Here is a 15409-nt window from a genome sequence, read left to right as displayed (position 1 = left end):
TGATGTGCTCCGATGTTGGGATCTTATTAAGGCACTAAAGAGTCATGATATAACCATTAGTGGGAAAATGGGACAACCTCCATACATTCTTCGATACGAATCATTACTTTTCTTTACCTTTGATCAAAAACAATATTTTGAATGCATCTTTTTGCTATTTATAGCACCGAGCAATGTCACGACAGTTGGTGTGGTTTCTGTCGAATGGATAACGAAAATGACCGCCAGTAGGCGGCTTAATGTGGACACAAACGCATGGTCAGGATAAGCATGTCAGTCTCCTATCTGTGGGGCATGGTAGCCAGTCTCTTTTTACTGATGCCAGCCTACTCCGCTGATGTTCCGGCGCCTTCTTCTCCCGCCCCAATAGAAGCAAAAAATTCAACCTTCATCAATCAACACCCCGATCAGTTCAACTCGTGGAAAGCGACCAGCGAACAGTCTGAGCGCCACGATGCGCTGGCAGAAGATCCGTATATGGTCATTCTTTGGGCCGGTTACCCCTTTTCCAGAGACTATAACAAGCCGCGCGGCCACGCTTACGCAATAACGGACGTGCGTGAAACGCTGCGCACCGGTGCCCCGAAGACGGCAGAAGATGGCCCGCTGCCAATGGCGTGCTGGAGCTGTAAAAGCCCGGACGTCGCCCGATTGATCCAAAAAGAGGGTGAGGAAGGCTACTTCAAAGGCAAGTGGGCGCGAGGTGGACCGGAGATTACTAACGATCTCGGCTGTGCAGATTGCCATGATACCGCATCACCGGATTTTGCTCAGGGCAAGCCCGCGTTGACGCTGTCCCGTCCCTACGCGGAACGTGCAATGGAGGCGATTGGCAAGCCGTTTGATAGCGCCAGTCGGTTCGGACAGCAGTCCATGGTCTGTGGACAATGCCACGTTGAGTATTATTTTTCCGGCAAAGATAAAGCGGTGAAATTCCCATGGGATAACGGTACGAAAGTCGAAGATATGGAGAAATACTATGATGCTATTTCTTTCTCCGACTGGACTAACACCCTTTCCCGCGCACCGATGCTGAAAGCTCAACATCCAGAGTATGAAACCTGGAGCATTGGTATTCACGGTAAAAACAACGTGACCTGTATCGACTGCCATATGCCGAAAGTGAAAAACGCAGATGGCAAGCTGTACACCGATCACAAAATAGGTAACCCCTTCGATAACTACGGCGAAACCTGTACCAATTGCCATACGCAGGACAAAGCGGCGATGCAGGCGGTGGTTGCTGAACGCAAAACAGCGATTCAGGAATTAAAACTGAAAGCAGAAGAGCAACTGGTTCATGCGCATTTTGAGGCTAAAGCAGCCTGGGATGCTGGTGCAACCGAAGCAGACATGCAGCCGATTCTCATGGATATCCGCCATGCGCAGTGGCGTTGGGATCTGGCGGTCGCGTCTCACGGTATTCACATGCATGCGCCGGATGAAGGCTTACGGATGCTCGGCACTTCGCTGAGTAAATCCGCCGAAGCGAGAACCAAGCTGGTGCGTCTGCTGGCACAGAAGGGGGTGACTGGCGAAGTCAAACTGCCGGATATCTCGACAAAAGAGAAAGCGCAGCAGGCGATTGGGCTCAACATGCAGCAAATAAAAGCCGAGAAACAGGATTTCCTGAATACGGTGGTGCCGCAGTGGGATGAGCAAGCGCGTAAAGCTGGACGACTGAACTAATAACCCCATCGCCCGTGGACGCGGGCGATCATAGAGTGGAGTGGATATGAGCGTATTACGTTCGTTATTGACTGCCGGGGTGCTGGTATCAGGCATGCTTTGGGCCTTGCCAGGGCTGACGCAGCCCGCACCTCAGGCGGAAAAAGGAGAGCGGTGGGAAGTAATACCACAGCGCAATCCCGATGAGGCTTGTCTACAGTGCCATAAACCGGACGAGGATGGCATGAAAGGCAAACATGCCTCCGCAGTCAATCCGCATAATCAAAAGCAGGTGACCTGTACGAACTGTCATGGCAAGCCGTCTCTGCTGCACCGCGAAGGCGTTAAAGATGTCATGCGCTTTAACTTCCCGATGTATAAGGTGGAAGAGCAAAACAGCGTCTGTATGTCATGCCATACGCCGGAGCAGTTGCAGAAATCGTTTTGGCCACATGATGTACATGTGGCCAAAGTGGCCTGTGCCAGCTGTCATCAACTGCATCCTACGCAGGACAGTATGCAGACGCTGAACGATAAAAGCCGAATCAAGCTGTGTGTGGATTGCCATAGCGATCAGCGCAATAACCCCGATTTCAACCCAGCCTCAGTGCATCTGGGTAATAAGAGGCAGCCATGAGTTGCTCTCGTCGTCAATTTATTGCCCGTATGGGCGGGCTGATCGCCATCACCAGCACGGCGGGGCAGGTTGTCGCACAGACGCTGAATATCAACGGCGTCCGCTACGGCATGATCCACGATGAATCGCTCTGTATCGGCTGTACGGCGTGCATGGATGCCTGCCGTGATGTCAATCAGGTGCCGGAAGGTGTATCGCGCCTGACGATCATTCGCAGCGAACCGATCGGGACCTTCCCTGACGTGAAATACCGTTTTTTCCGTCACTCCTGTCAGCACTGCGATCATGCGCCCTGTGTTGACGTGTGTCCTACCGGGGCGTCGTATCGCGATGCGGCAAGCGGCATTGTCGATGTCAATCCCGATCTGTGCGTAGGCTGCCAATACTGTATTGCTGCCTGCCCTTATCAGGTGCGCTTTATTCATCCGCAGACGAAAACGGCGGACAAGTGTGATTTTTGCCGCAAGACCAACCTGAAAGCAGGAAAACTACCCGCCTGTGTGTTGTCTTGTCCCACTCAGGCGCTGACATTCGGTAACCTTGACGATCCTGACAGCGAGATTTCCCGCCTGCTTCGTCAACAGCCGACGTATCGTTACAAAATTGCGCTCGGCACCCGGCCTAAGGTCTATCGCGTACCGTTTAAATACGGGGAGGTTCATCAATGACGCCCGTGTCTTCAAACGCATTCCATTTTGATTCGTTAGTCTGGGACTGGCCGATTGCGATTTACCTGTTTTTGGTCGGCATCTCTGCGGGGCTGGTCACGCTGTCTGCCTTGCTGCGACGCTACCATCCCGAGCAGGCAACCGCAGACAGTACGCTAATGCGCACCACGTTGGTTCTCGCGCCGTGCACCATTATCCTTGGATTGCTGATTCTGGTCTTCCACCTGACGCGGCCCTGGACGTTCTGGAAGCTGATGTTCCATTACAGTTTTACCTCGGTGATGTCCGTTGGGGTCATGCTGTTTCAGGTTTACATGGCGGCGCTGGCGGTCTGGTTAGTCAACATTTTTAGCGAACAGGCTATCGCACTGCAACAGCGCTGGCTGCCGAAGCTGAGTATTCTACCCAAGGTGCTTGGTTGGCTGGCACCGATGCAAAAATCGCTGGATATCGTGATGTTGCTGCTGGCGGTGATGTTAGGGGCTTACACCGGGTTTTACTCTCCGCGCTGAAGACCTATCCGCTGCTGAATAACCCGATTCTCCCCGCGCTATTCCTGTTTTCGGGGGTATCCTCCGGCGCGGCAGTGGCGTTGATCGCCATGGCCTGCCGTTATCGTCGCAATCCGCATAGCGAAGAGGCGCACTTTATCCATTGCGTCGAAACGCCTGTCGTGTGGTTGGAGATCTTCTTGCTGTTCGCGTTCTTTATTGGCCTCGCGTTAGGGGACGATGGGAAGCAGCGAGCGCTGGCGGCGGCGTTGGGCGGTGGATTTTGGGCCGTGTGGTTCTGGCTGGGTGTTGTAGGGGTTGGATTAGTCATTCCCTTGCTGCTCAAGTCATGGGCTAACCGCTTGCATTCACCTTATGGCGTGCTGGCGGTTTGTGGCATGAGTCTGGTGGGGGTCTTGCTGCTGCGTTTCTTTATCCTCTATGCGGGGCAGTTAACCGTTGTCTAATTCCCCGCAAGAGGCCCGTTGATGTTGTTATTGCCAGAATTCGGGTATGTGGCGCTGTCGCTGGCGGGGTGTGTTGGCGTGGCGACAGCGTTGCTGACTTTTTCAGGCTACTCCCTGCGCTGGTCGGGTACTTACCGACTGGCGCGGTGTTGGACGCTGGTGCTATTTGGTCTTGTGCTGTTCGCGTTCGGCGTGCTGACGCTGAGCGTGGTGCTGGATGATTTCTCCGTTAATTATGTCGCACAGCATAGCCACCGTGATTTACCCCTTGGGCTAAAAATAGCCGCGGTTTGGGGCGGGCATGAAGGGTCGCTGCTGCTGTGGCTGTTGTGTTTGTCCGGCTGGAGCGCGGCGTTTGCCTGCCGCTATCGCAAAGCGACGAGTGCACTGTTTCCGCTGACGCTGGCGATGCTGGCCGTGATAGCGACCGCGCTGCTGGTGTTCATTGTGTTTTTTTCCGATCCTTTTGTGCGTCTCTTCCCGCCAGCGGTGGCGGGAAGGGATCTCAACCCGATGTTGCAACATATTGGCCTTATTCTCCATCCGCCGTTGCTCTATCTGGGCTATGGCGGGTTAACCGTGAGTGCGGCACTAGCATTAGCCTCCCTGATTCACGGCGAGTTTACGGCTCCGACCGCCTGGATTTGCTGGCGCTGGACGCTGCCTGCCTGGAGCCTGTTAACGCTGGGCATCATCCTGGGATCGTGGTGGGCCTATAACGAACTGGGCTGGGGGGGATGGTGGTTCTGGGACCCGGTAGAAAATGCCTCATTGCTCCCGTGGTTAACGGCGAGCGCACTACTCCACAGTCTGTCTGTCACGCGCATGCGCGGTATCTTCCGCCATTGGTCGCTGATATTGGCGCTGTTGACCTTCATTTTATGCCTGCTGGGTACGCTGATCGTACGCTCTGGGATACTGGTTTCGGTTCACGCTTTCGCCCTCGAACATGACCGCGCAGTGCCTTTATTTATCCTGTTTTCTTGTTTAAGCATGGCAGCGCTAGCCGTTTATGGCTGGCGCGCCCAGTTTGTTCATTCTGCTGCCCGTTTCTCTGGCTGGTCGCGGGAAATGGCGATACTGCTAGTGCTACTGTTATTCAGTGCCGTGGCGCTGGTCGTCGTGCTTGGCACCCTTTATCCGATGATTTATGGCTTGGCGGGCTGGGGAAAAATCTCGGTAGGGGCTCCTTATTTCAACCGCGTACTCTTGCCCTTCGGTGGCCTGATGTTGTTGCTGATTGGGATTGCTGCCGGAGGTTACTGGAAGCGCAATACGCGGTGGCCTGCCCGGCGTTTAGCCATAACGCTGGCAATTGGTGTTGTCACCACTCTGGCCTTATGGCCGTATGGGTACGCTGTTGCACTGGCTACAGGCCTGATCGGCTGGGTGATGGCGGCACAATGGCTACAGCCGCTGTCGGCGATACGCCAGCAGCTTCCTGCGCTACTAGCACATACGGGCGTGGCACTGTTTGCTTTGGGCATCGTGTTTTCTGCGGGCAGTAAGCAGGAAATCAGCGTCAATGTCGGTCAGGGAGAACAGGTCACGTTGGGCGACTATCATTTTCGATTTTTACAGCTGGATTTAGTGGCAGAGCAGAATTACACCGCAGAACAGGCTGTGATTGCGATCTATCGTGGTGATTCGCCAATCGCCCACGTCATGCCGGAACGCCGTTATTACAACGCACGCAAGCAGCAGATGATTGAGCCGGGCATTGCCTGGGGACCGATCAGAGAATGGTATGCCGTGATGGGCGAGAAAACCGGCGAAAACCGCTATGCGATGCGTTTCTATGTGCAGACCGGCGTTCGCTGGGTATGGGGTGGTGGCATGTTAATGGTCGCGGGTGCACTGCTGGGGTGGTTCCGTGGGAGAAGGGTCTATGACTAAACCCCTTGCGCTGCTTCTCATGCTACTGGTTTTTTCTGTGCCGGCTCAGGTGGTTGATACCTGGGTATTTTCCAGTCAGGCGAAGCGTCAGGACGCGCTGGCGATTGCTGGAGAATTACGCTGTCCTCAATGCCAGAACCAAAGTCTGCTGGAATCAAACTCACCTGTAGCAGTCAGCATGCGCCATGAGGTCTTTTCCATGGTGGAGCAGGGCAAGGACAAGTCAGAGATTATCGCGTTTATGAATCAGCGCTATGGCGATTTTGTTCAGTACAACCCACCGATGAAAATACAAACCGGCATACTTTGGTTAACACCGTTGCTCTTGCTGTTAGCGATTGTGGTTATTGCGTGGCGAGTGATACGGCGACAAAACCGAGGGGCACGCCCATGAGCCTGTTAGAAGTATTGATCGCCGCTGTCGCCATTATCCTGATTGCCGGGCTGCTGTGGCCGCTATTGCCCCAGCACAAGCCGGAGGACGATGGCAAGTTACAACGCTTAGCGAAGCGCATCTGGCATTTTCAGTGTGAACAAGCCAGGAAGCATCTATCCGAGCATGAGGCAAAGATGCTGGGGCGCGAACTGTCTCACGACCTGCCACTCACGTCACTTCCTTCCTTCACGCAGCGTCCGATACCAACCCTCGCCGTTGTGGCTGCGGTCATCGTTATTTTCTTGAGTAGCGCGGTGCTCTACGCGCTAAGCCCGCGCAGTGCGCTCGTTCAAGCGGAGAGCCAGCGGCTTGCCGATCCGTTACACGATTTTAGCGATGTACAACAGCAGGAAAAACAGCTTGCTACCTTGCAGGGTAACATTCGTAAAACGCCGGGCAACAGCGTCCTCTGGGCTGAGTTAGGTGAATATTATCTTTACCGTAACGCCTATGACAATGCGTTACGCGCTTATCGGCAGGCGATCGTACTGAAGGGTGACAGTGCAGAGCTGTATTCGGCGCTGGCAACAGTGCTGTATTACCAGGCAGGCCAAACCGTCACGCCTGCGATGCAGGAAATGATCGATAAAGCGCTGGCGCTGGATGCCAATGAAGTGACGGCGCTAATGCTGCTGGCGTCTGATGCGTTCTTGAAAGCGGACTATGCGCGCGCGATTGCGATTTGGCAGCGCCTGCTGGATACGTACAGCCCACGGGTGAATCGCGTTCAGTTGATCGAAGCAATCAACACGGCAACGCTGCTGAAGAACAGCCAGAAGTGACAGGTGATACGTTTCACTTTAGTGCCTTTGGGGAGTGCTTGTTGTCCGGCGTGAGAAATTATGCTGAGGAGGTAGCTGGCTTAGGATGAGCCGCAGGACGCGGCGAAAGCTTGCGTCACGCCGGACAAAAACGTCAGAGACGTTTTTGAACAGCACGTGTGCTGGCCCGAAGGGCGAGCCCCATTTATGGGGCGAGTAACAGTGTCGCAAACGGTCCGTAAAGCCAGATACCGACGAAAGCACCGCGCAGCGGCATAATTTAGCCGGAAGCCCTGCGTCGGGCGCGTGCTAAGCGGTAGCATGCAATGAAGGTCTTATGGCGCACGAAACGCTCTCGGCGGCTGCATAAAAATATGCCCAATAGATTTCCGGTGTAGGCGTGTCGGCGTGGTTTTCGATACGACTCGATGATAGGGATAACCGGAATCGCCGACTTTATTGATCTCAATAAAAAAGATTAACTCTTTATGGTTACGCCCCCCGAGAGGGGGAGTAAAGGCGCCATGTTATTCTATACCCAGGGTATATGGCATTAGAAAGTAGGAGTACACCCCGATGTTAGAAGCGCGCGATGTGGTTTGCATACGCGATGAGCATGTGCTGTTCAGCGCGTTGTCGTTTACCGCCAGCCCGGGAGAAATGGTTCAGATTGCCGGTGCCAACGGGGTAGGAAAAACATCGCTATTGCGCATCTTAAGCGGTCTGGCGACGCCTGAGTCGGGAGACGTCTGCTGGCAAGGGCAGCGAATCAACCGCATACGTGAACATTTTAATCAGCAGCTCCTGTGGTTAGGCCATCAGCCGGGCATCAAGAGCGTTTTGACTGGTGAAGAAAATCTGCGCTTTTTCTCTCCGCAGCAGCATCAGGATGCCCATTGGCAGGCACTCGCCGCCGTAGGGCTGGCTGGATATGAAGACGTGCCCGTGGCGCGCCTTTCGGCGGGGCAGCAGCGCCGTGTCGCACTGGCTCGTTTGTGGCTCACCGACGTGCCGCTGTGGATTCTGGATGAACCGCTTACCGCGCTTGACGTGGCGGGCGTTGAAATGCTGACGCAGCGTATGGAGCACCATATTGCGCGCGGCGGCATCATTATTTTAACCACGCATCAGCCGCTACGCCCGTTCGCTCAACGCATCCGCTGTATTCAGCTCACACCGACTGAGGGAGCACCATAATGCGGCGCCTGATTGCTAGGGAATTACGCGTCGCGTTACGCAATAACGCGGAGATTCTTAACCCGCTGTGGTTTTTCCTTATCGTCATCATCTTATTTCCTCTGGCTATTGGACCTGAGCCGCAACTATTGATGCGTGTGGCACCGGGCGTGGTGTGGGTGGCGGCATTGCTGGCTTCTCTACTGGCGATGGATCGTCTTTTCCGTGATGACTATCAGGATGGTTCGCTGGAACAGCTGACGCTGCTGCCGTTGCCGCTGCCGTTAGTGGTGCTGGCGAAAGTGGTGGTGCATTGGATGGTTAGCGGACTGCCGCTGCTACTGCTTTCGCCGCTGGCGGCGTTGCTGTTTGGGTTGGACAGTCACGGTTGGTGGGTGATGGCGTTAACGCTGTTGCTTTGCACGCCAACGCTCAGTTTTCTTGGCGCCATTGGTGCGGGATTAACGGTTGGGCTGCGCCGCAGCGGCGTGCTGTTAAGCCTATTGGTATTGCCGCTGACCATACCGCTGCTGATTTTTGCGACGGCAGCGGTAGAGGCCGCGATGATGCAACTGCCGGTAGGCGGGTATCTGGCGATCCTCGGTGCCTTTCTGGTGGGCAGCGCGACCCTAAGCCCGTTTGCCACGGCAGCCGCATTGCGGGTGAGTATTCAATAATTTTCCGATCTTAGGATCGCCTTTATCGTCCCGTTGGGATGAGTTTTACGCAGAGTGAGCACACGATTATGTTGAGAAAAAGCTATCAGCTTACGCAGCCGGATCGCCTTTATGGCCTTTGCGGCAGGCTTATCCCTTGGGTTGCCCTGATCAGCGTAGCGCTGCTGATTGGCGGTTGCCTGTTAGGGTTTGGGTTTGCGCCTGCGGATTACCAGCAAGGGCAGGGATATCGCATCATGTACCTGCACGTGCCAGCCGCCGTGTGGTCGATGGGTGTCTATGCCGTAATGGCAATATTTGCACTGATCGGGATGATTCGGCAGTCAAAAACGGCGGAGCTTGCCGTGGCGGCGATGGCACCGGTCGGCGCGGTGTTTACCTTTATTGCGCTGACGACGGGAGCCACTTGGGGCAAACCGATGTGGGGGACCTGGTGGGTGTGGGATGCGCGCCTGACGTCCGAACTCGTTCTGCTGTTTCTGTACGTCGGTATCATCGCGCTCTACAACTCATTTGACGATCGCCGTCTTGCTGGCCGTGCGGCAGCCATTCTGGTGCTGGTTGGCGTGGTGAATTTACCCATCATCCATTTCTCGGTCGAGTGGTGGAATACCCTACATCAGGCATCGACAAAAATGCAGAAAACTATCGATCCCGCTATGCGCCTGCCGCTACGCATTATGATGCTAGGGTTTATGAGTTTGTTCGTGACGTTGTCACTCATGCGGTTGCGTAATCTGATACTGGTGCAACAGCGTCGCGCCCCTTGGGTTGCTGCGCTGGTCAATAAAGGAGGAATAGCACGATGAACATCGCCTTCACAAGCTGGCAGGATTTTTTTGCGATGGGTGGCTATGCCTTGTATGTCTGGCTGGCAGTGGTGTTAACACTGTTACCGCTTAGCGCGTTGATCGGACATACCTTCTGGCGTCGCCGTGCTTTATTAAACGACATCCGCCGCCAGCAGGCACGCGAGCAGCGTAAGAGCACGGCGCGTCAGCCGGCAGCAATGGAGGTGGTGCAATGAGTGCCCCGCGCAAAACCCGCCTCTATGCCATTCTGGCCGTTGTTTGCGGCACGGTGTTGACGGTAGCACTGACACTCTATGCATTGAGCTCAAATATCGATCTCTTTTATACGCCCAGTGAAATTCTTTATGGCAAGAATGAAACGCAGGAAAAACCTGCCATCGGGCAGCGCCTGCGCGTGGGTGGCATGGTGATGCCGGGCAGCGTGCGCCGTGACAGCCAAAGTCTGGAAGTCCGCTTCACCGTTTATGATGCACAGGGTTCAGTTGATGTGACTTACAACGGGATGTTGCCCGATCTCTTCCGTGAAGGGCAAGGCGTTGTGGCACAGGGGATTCTGGATAGCGACGATCATATTGCCGCGAAAGAAGTGCTTGCCCGCCATGACGAAAATTACACGCCACCGGAAATTAAAGCGGCGATGGAAGGGCAGAACGGCCATGCCTCTGCGGTAGCGACAGAGGGTAAACCGTTATGATGCCTGAAGTAGGCAACTATCTGCTGTGTCTGGCGCTGAGTGTTGCGCTGTTGCTCAGCGTGTATCCACTATGGGGGGCGTCGCGTCAGGATGCACGACTGATGGCACTGGCACGTCCCCTTTCCTGGGTACTGTTCGCATGCATTTTGGCTTCCTTCCTCGTGTTGGTACATGCGCTGGTGATCAATGATTTCACCGTCCTTTATGTCGCAAACAACTCAAACCGTGCACTGCCGGTGTGGTATCGCGTGGCGGCGGCATGGGGTGCACATGAAGGATCGCTGCTGCTCTGGGTGCTGCTGATGAGTGGCTGGACCTTCGCCGTGGCGGTCTTTAGCCGGGGAATGTCGCTGGATGCGGTCGCCCGCGTGTTAGCCGTTATGGGGATGATTAATGTCGGCTTCCTGCTATTTATCATCCTGACGTCGAATCCCTTTACACGTACGCTACCGGACTATCCGATTGATGGACGCGATCTCAATCCGCTGTTGCAGGATGTCGGGCTCATCTTCCATCCGCCGCTACTTTACATGGGCTATGTCGGGTTTTCCGTGGCGTTTGCGTTTGCGGTCGCTTCGCTGCTGGCTGAACGACTGGACAGCGCCTGGGCTCGTTGGTCCCGGCCGTGGACACAGGCGGCTTGGTCGTTCCTGACGTTAGGTATTGTGCTCGGCTCCGGCTGGGCCTATTACGAACTGGGTTGGGGCGGCTGGTGGTTCTGGGACCCGGTGGAAAATGCCTCATTGATGCCGTGGCTGGTGGGTACGGCGCTGCTGCATTCGCTGTCGGTTACCGAGAAACGCGGCAGCTTCAAGGCCTGGACGGTACTGCTGGCTATCGGCGCATTCTCGCTCTGCCTGCTGGGAACGTTTTTGGTGCGCTCCGGCGTTCTGGTGTCGGTGCACGCGTTTGCCTCCGATCCGGCGCGTGGCATGTTTATTCTCGCGTTTCTGGTCATTGTCATCGGTGGTTCTTTGCTGTTGTTCGCCATCAAAGGCAATCGGGTGCGGGCGCGGGTCACGAATTCGCTCTGGTCGCGTGAAACGTTCCTGCTCGGTAATAACCTGATCCTGATGGCGGCCACATTGGTTGTGCTGCTGGGAACGCTGTTGCCGCTGGTGCATAAGCAGTTGGGGTTGGGCAGCATTTCGATTGGCGCTCCGTTCTTCAACACCATGTTTACCCTATTAATGGCTCCTTTCGCCTTGCTGCTGGGCGTGGGGCCGCTGGTTCGCTGGCGGCGCGACGAGCCGCAAAAGCTGCGTAAGCTGTTACTGGTAGCAATGGCCGTCACTGCTGTGTTGTCGCTGCTGCTTCCCTGGCTGTTGCAGGATTCCCTCGTTGCCATGACGGTGGTCGGCCTGTCGATGGCGCTGTGGGTATTTTTCTTAACGGTGTACGAACTGCACACCAATTCCACCCGACGTCACGGCCTGCTGCGTGGTTTGACCACACTCTCACTGAGCCAGTGGGGCATGGTGTGCGGCCATATAGGGCTGGCGGTGACGGTGGTGGGTATCGCCTTCAGTCAGAATTATAGCGTTGAGCGAGATGTGCGGATGCGGGCAGGCGACAGCATACAGATCCATGATTACCGCTTTACGTTTCAAGGCGTGCAGGATGTGGTGGGGCCGAACTGGCACAGCGGTAAAGGGACGATCGAGGTCACGCGTAACGGCAAGCCGGAGGCGATCCTGACGGCGGAAAAGCGCTTCTATAACACCAGCGGTGCGATCATGACGGAAGCGGCGATTGATGCGGGTGTGACGCGCGATCTCTATGCGGCTTTGGGTGAAGAGTTGGATGACGATAGCTGGGCGGTACGACTGTATTACAAACCCTTTATCCGCTGGATTTGGTATGGCGGTGGGCTGATGGCGTTGGGTGGCATTCTGTGTATGTTCGACCCGCGCTATCGTCTGCGTCGGGCTGTGAGGGAGACATCGTCATGAGTCGTAAGGTTTTGTTAATCCCGTTAGTGCTGTTTTTACTGCTGGCTGTTGCCTTGCTGTGGCAACTGGTGCGGAACAGCGGCGGTGACGATCCCATGCGGCTGGAATCTGCCTTGATTGGCAAGCCAATCCCTGAATTTCGTCTCGAATCTCTGGATCAGGCGGGAAAGGTGTATAGCCAATCTGAGTTGAGCGATGGCAAACCGCTGTTGCTAAATGTCTGGGCGACCTGGTGCCCAACGTGTCGGGCGGAGCACCAATTTCTCAACACGCTGGCGGCGCAGGGAATTCGCGTCGTGGGCATGAATTATAAAGATGAGCGCCCCAAAGCGGTTGAATGGTTGAAGACGTTAGGCAATCCCTATGCGATGAGCTTGTTTGATGGCGACGGTATGTTGGGGCTGGATCTGGGCGTGTATGGTGCGCCGGAAACCTTCCTGATCGACGGGAAAGGCATCATTCGCTATCGGCATGCGGGCGATCTCAATATGCAGGTGTGGCAAGAAACGCTGCAACCGCTGTGGGAAAAATACAGCAAGGAGGGCGGCGCATGAGAGTGTTTAGCTTACTTGGTGCATTGCTGCTGTCGTTCGGCGTCCTGGCGTCATCCGAGGTATTGCGTTTTGACAACGACACACAGGAGCAACAGTTCCGCGAGTTGACCATGCAACTGCGCTGCCCGAAATGCCAGAACAACAGTATCGCTGATTCCAATTCGATGATTGCCTCAGATATGCGGCAGAAAGTGTATGAACTGATGCAGCAGGGGCAAACGAAAGAGCAGGTTGTCGATTACATGGTGGATCGTTACGGCTACTTTGTGACATATGAACCACCGATCACGCCTTTCACGATCTTATTATGGCTACTGCCTGGGCTGTTTCTGGCGGCGGGGGCAGTGATAATTATTCGGCGCGCGCGTCGTATCAAGAGTGCCAAAGAACCGATGAGCGAACAGGATAAAAAGCGTTTGCAGACGTTGTTGGGACATGAGGGGAAATCGGAATGATGTTACTGACAACCATCATTGTTTTATCACTGATTGCATTGTCTGCGCTGCTGCTTGCGCCATGGTCGTCACGAGGCGAATACGATCGCGATACGATCAATCAGGCGTTGTATCGCGATCGTCTGCGCGAGCTGAATGGCGATGTTGTCAACGAGCGTGAACGCGCGCAACTGGTTGAAGAGCTCCAGCATACGCTGTTGCAGGATATTCCTGGCGGAGCGAAGGCCGCGCAGCGTCCGCTGAGCCGTTGGGTTTTGCTGCCGGGGGGCCTGCTGCTGGTCATCGTCAGCCTCGGCGTGTTTTGGAAGACTTCTGCGGTTAATCGGGTGCAAGAGTTACAGCAGGTCGTTGCATTAACGCCGGACCTGATGACGCGAGCGCTAGATGCGGATGCAGAACCACTGACCATCGAAGAGGTGGCACGCCTCGGATTGGGGTTGCGCAGCCAGTTGGAGGCACAGCCAGACAATGCACAAGACTGGTGGATGTTGGGACGCATTGCGGGCTTGCTGAGTAACTACGACATGTCTGTACAGGCCTTTGCCAGAGCGTTTCAGCTCGATCCGAAAAATACGGATCTGGCGCTGGATTATGCCGATCTGCTGTCTCGATCCACCGATCCTCGTGATAGCCAACGCGGTGGAGAAATGCTGCGTGAACTAATGAACTCCGGCTCGACCAATGTGCGCGTGCTGAGCCTGCTGGCTTTTAATGCCTATGAAGCCCAGCGTTATCAGGACGCGATTGACGCCTGGCAAACGATGCTAAAACTGTTACCGCAAAACGACACGCGCCGTGCGGTCATCGAGCGCAGCGTGGCACAGGCGAAAGCGTCACTGTCGGTGCAGGCGACCACGGGGAAGTAGATCCTTTTTATCTTCATCATCAATAACAAAAGGGCGATATATCGCCCTTTTGTTATCCTACAAGTTATCTCTTCCAAACGTAGTGTTTCCGTTCAAACGCTTACGGTTCATCACAGGCATAGATTTGGAATCTCAGTCGTTTCAGTCAGTCGTGTGAAGGTTTCGTGCGCATTACCTACGGTTTTTTCTGCAACCGTTGCAGCACGCGCCCGACGCGGGGCGGCTCAATTGCCGTCGCCCCGCGACCCCTGGCTTTTCGCGGTAAATCGCGCCGCTGCGCGGTGCCTTCGGTGTTCACGCCCGCTGTTCGGACCGCCTGCGACGCGAATACTCGTCCCATAAACGGGACTCGCCCTACTGGCCAGCACAAGTGCTGTTCAAAAACGTCGTTGACGTTTTTGTCCGACGCGGCGCAGGCTTTCGCGGCGTCCATGCCGCTCATCCGGCGGTCATGTACACCTCTGCGCGATTTTTTTACGCGAGCCAACCCCATAAAATCAAAAGACTGAACCTAGCACATTGTTGTTTTGGGACGGATACTTCCGCTTGTGTTGAGGACGGCATACGCCGTCCCGAGTGTTACAGAAGGGGGCGGGTTATAACCCGCTTTTGACGCCGTGCATGTCCGGCAGTTTGTGTGCGATGCCCTTGTGGCAATCGATACAGGTTTGGCCGAGTTTTATCGCTTCGCTGTGTTTTTCCGCCGCGACTGTTTTTTGCCCTGAAAAATCCATGTAGTCAAAGTTGTGGCAGTTGCGGCATTCCTGAGAATTGTTATTTTTCATGCGCCGCCATTCGCTTTGCGCCATCGTCAGTCGGTGTGCTTCGAACTTTTGTGGCGTATCAATGGTACCCATTATTTTGCCATACAGCTCTTTGCTGGCCTGAATCTTACGTACCATTTTGGGTACAAATTCATGCGGAACGTGGCAATCCGGGCAGGTGGCGCGCACGCCGCTGCGGTTGCTGTAGTGTGCGGTTTCCATATATTCCTGATAAACGGTATTGCGCATTTCATGACAGCTGATGCAGAACGCCTCGCTGTTGCTCATTTCCATGCCTTTCTGGGACGTCGCCAGAAAGAAAATACCGCCTGCGAAGCCGATAATCAGCAGCGTTCCCAATGCTAACCGACTTGGGCGGCGCCACCATTGCCACAGTTGGCGCAACAACCGTCCTACTTTTCCTGGTTGTTTCAT

General features: G+C 55.0%; 16 protein-coding genes and 1 pseudogene. 16 read left to right on the top strand and 1 reads right to left on the bottom strand.

The genetic code is table 11. From position 1 onward, the window contains the following. Nucleotides 1–318: 318 nt before the first annotated feature. The 16 genes and pseudogenes from nrfA (at nucleotide 319) to ccmI (ending at nucleotide 14210) form a co-directional block, all read left to right on the top strand. Nucleotides 319–1689 carry an ammonia-forming nitrite reductase cytochrome c552 subunit gene (gene nrfA / locus E2566_RS12540; protein ID WP_240618602.1) on the top strand — a complete coding sequence of 457 codons (1371 nt, stop codon included), beginning with the start codon at nucleotides 319–321 and terminating at the stop codon, nucleotides 1687–1689. Nucleotides 1690–1735: 46 nt separating this feature from the next. Next, nucleotides 1736–2305, top strand: coding sequence for a cytochrome c nitrite reductase pentaheme subunit (gene nrfB / locus E2566_RS12535; protein WP_107167640.1), 570 nt, complete (start codon nucleotides 1736–1738; stop codon nucleotides 2303–2305). Continuing rightward, nucleotides 2302–2973, top strand: a complete 672-nt coding sequence (gene nrfC / locus E2566_RS12530; protein ID WP_107167639.1) for a cytochrome c nitrite reductase Fe-S protein — start codon at nucleotides 2302–2304, stop codon at nucleotides 2971–2973. The genes nrfB and nrfC overlap by 4 nt, the downstream gene beginning before the upstream one ends. Further along, nucleotides 2970–3931: pseudogene (nrfD, locus tag E2566_RS12525) on the top strand (cytochrome c nitrite reductase subunit NrfD). The gene nrfC and the pseudogene nrfD overlap by 4 nt, the downstream one beginning before the upstream one ends. 21 nt (nucleotides 3932–3952) lie before the next feature. After that, a complete protein-coding gene (locus E2566_RS12520) occupies nucleotides 3953–5827 on the top strand; it encodes a heme lyase CcmF/NrfE family subunit (RefSeq protein WP_107167637.1) in 1875 nt (624 codons plus the stop codon). After that, complete coding sequence (gene nrfF / locus E2566_RS12515) at nucleotides 5820–6221, top strand: heme lyase NrfEFG subunit NrfF (protein WP_107167636.1); 402 nt, start codon at nucleotides 5820–5822, stop codon at nucleotides 6219–6221. The genes E2566_RS12520 and nrfF overlap by 8 nt, the downstream gene beginning before the upstream one ends. Then, complete coding sequence (nrfG, locus tag E2566_RS12510; RefSeq protein WP_107167635.1) at nucleotides 6218–7045, top strand: heme lyase NrfEFG subunit NrfG; 828 nt, start codon at nucleotides 6218–6220, stop codon at nucleotides 7043–7045. The genes nrfF and nrfG overlap by 4 nt, the downstream gene beginning before the upstream one ends. Before the next feature lie 555 nt (nucleotides 7046–7600). Beyond that, entirely contained in the window at nucleotides 7601–8221 is a 621-nt protein-coding gene (gene ccmA / locus E2566_RS12505; RefSeq protein WP_107167634.1) for a cytochrome c biogenesis heme-transporting ATPase CcmA, read from the top strand. After that, a complete protein-coding gene (ccmB, locus tag E2566_RS12500) occupies nucleotides 8221–8877 on the top strand; it encodes a heme exporter protein CcmB (RefSeq protein WP_080641343.1) in 657 nt (218 codons plus the stop codon). Before ccmA ends, ccmB begins: the two co-directional genes overlap by 1 nt. A gap of 68 nt (nucleotides 8878–8945) precedes the next feature. Next, nucleotides 8946–9686, top strand: coding sequence for a heme ABC transporter permease (locus E2566_RS12495; protein ID WP_107167806.1), 741 nt, complete (start codon nucleotides 8946–8948; stop codon nucleotides 9684–9686). After that, nucleotides 9683–9904 carry a heme exporter protein CcmD gene (ccmD, locus tag E2566_RS12490; protein ID WP_107167633.1) on the top strand — a complete coding sequence of 74 codons (222 nt, stop codon included), beginning with the start codon at nucleotides 9683–9685 and terminating at the stop codon, nucleotides 9902–9904. Before E2566_RS12495 ends, ccmD begins: the two co-directional genes overlap by 4 nt. Beyond that, complete coding sequence (gene ccmE, locus E2566_RS12485) at nucleotides 9901–10383, top strand: cytochrome c maturation protein CcmE (protein WP_107167632.1); 483 nt, start codon at nucleotides 9901–9903, stop codon at nucleotides 10381–10383. The genes ccmD and ccmE overlap by 4 nt, the downstream gene beginning before the upstream one ends. Further along, a complete protein-coding gene (locus E2566_RS12480; RefSeq protein ID WP_107167631.1) occupies nucleotides 10380–12335 on the top strand; it encodes a heme lyase CcmF/NrfE family subunit in 1956 nt (651 codons plus the stop codon). The genes ccmE and E2566_RS12480 overlap by 4 nt, the downstream gene beginning before the upstream one ends. Then, nucleotides 12332–12889: a DsbE family thiol:disulfide interchange protein gene (locus E2566_RS12475; protein WP_107167630.1), complete on the top strand. Its 558-nt coding sequence runs from the start codon at nucleotides 12332–12334 to the stop codon at nucleotides 12887–12889. Before E2566_RS12480 ends, E2566_RS12475 begins: the two co-directional genes overlap by 4 nt. Beyond that, a complete protein-coding gene (locus E2566_RS12470; RefSeq protein ID WP_107167629.1) occupies nucleotides 12886–13344 on the top strand; it encodes a cytochrome c-type biogenesis protein in 459 nt (152 codons plus the stop codon). Before E2566_RS12475 ends, E2566_RS12470 begins: the two co-directional genes overlap by 4 nt. Further along, the gene (gene ccmI / locus E2566_RS12465; protein WP_107167628.1) at nucleotides 13341–14210 is read left to right on the top strand and encodes a c-type cytochrome biogenesis protein CcmI; all 870 of its coding nucleotides are present in this window, start codon (nucleotides 13341–13343) and stop codon (nucleotides 14208–14210) included. The genes E2566_RS12470 and ccmI overlap by 4 nt, the downstream gene beginning before the upstream one ends. A 596-nt stretch (nucleotides 14211–14806) precedes the next feature. On the opposite strand, the gene napC is transcribed toward ccmI, so the two are convergent. Beyond that, on the bottom strand, nucleotides 14807–15409 hold the full coding sequence (gene napC / locus E2566_RS12460; RefSeq protein WP_010276503.1) for a cytochrome c-type protein NapC: 603 nt from the start codon (nucleotides 15407–15409) through the stop codon (nucleotides 14807–14809).

Source organism: Pectobacterium punjabense (assembly GCF_012427845.1).
Taxonomy (GTDB): domain Bacteria; phylum Pseudomonadota; class Gammaproteobacteria; order Enterobacterales; family Enterobacteriaceae; genus Pectobacterium; species Pectobacterium punjabense.
The sequence above is the reverse complement of the archived record's forward strand: the minus strand, read 5'-3'. Positions and strand labels throughout refer to the sequence as shown.

Coding starts and splice junctions, on each gene's coding strand:
- nrfA (WP_240618602.1), top strand. CDS start 319: ATGCCAGCCTACTCCGCTGATGTTCCGGCGCCTTCTTCTCCCGCCCCA.
- nrfB (WP_107167640.1), top strand. CDS start 1,736: ATGAGCGTATTACGTTCGTTATTGACTGCCGGGGTGCTGGTATCAGGC.
- nrfC (WP_107167639.1), top strand. CDS start 2,302: ATGAGTTGCTCTCGTCGTCAATTTATTGCCCGTATGGGCGGGCTGATC.
- E2566_RS12520 (WP_107167637.1), top strand. CDS start 3,953: ATGTTGTTATTGCCAGAATTCGGGTATGTGGCGCTGTCGCTGGCGGGG.
- nrfF (WP_107167636.1), top strand. CDS start 5,820: ATGACTAAACCCCTTGCGCTGCTTCTCATGCTACTGGTTTTTTCTGTG.
- nrfG (WP_107167635.1), top strand. CDS start 6,218: ATGAGCCTGTTAGAAGTATTGATCGCCGCTGTCGCCATTATCCTGATT.
- ccmA (WP_107167634.1), top strand. CDS start 7,601: ATGTTAGAAGCGCGCGATGTGGTTTGCATACGCGATGAGCATGTGCTG.
- ccmB (WP_080641343.1), top strand. CDS start 8,221: ATGCGGCGCCTGATTGCTAGGGAATTACGCGTCGCGTTACGCAATAAC.
- E2566_RS12495 (WP_107167806.1), top strand. CDS start 8,946: ATGTTGAGAAAAAGCTATCAGCTTACGCAGCCGGATCGCCTTTATGGC.
- ccmD (WP_107167633.1), top strand. CDS start 9,683: ATGAACATCGCCTTCACAAGCTGGCAGGATTTTTTTGCGATGGGTGGC.
- ccmE (WP_107167632.1), top strand. CDS start 9,901: ATGAGTGCCCCGCGCAAAACCCGCCTCTATGCCATTCTGGCCGTTGTT.
- E2566_RS12480 (WP_107167631.1), top strand. CDS start 10,380: ATGATGCCTGAAGTAGGCAACTATCTGCTGTGTCTGGCGCTGAGTGTT.
- E2566_RS12475 (WP_107167630.1), top strand. CDS start 12,332: ATGAGTCGTAAGGTTTTGTTAATCCCGTTAGTGCTGTTTTTACTGCTG.
- E2566_RS12470 (WP_107167629.1), top strand. CDS start 12,886: ATGAGAGTGTTTAGCTTACTTGGTGCATTGCTGCTGTCGTTCGGCGTC.
- ccmI (WP_107167628.1), top strand. CDS start 13,341: ATGATGTTACTGACAACCATCATTGTTTTATCACTGATTGCATTGTCT.
- napC (WP_010276503.1), bottom strand. CDS start 15,409: ATGAAACAACCAGGAAAAGTAGGACGGTTGTTGCGCCAACTGTGGCAA.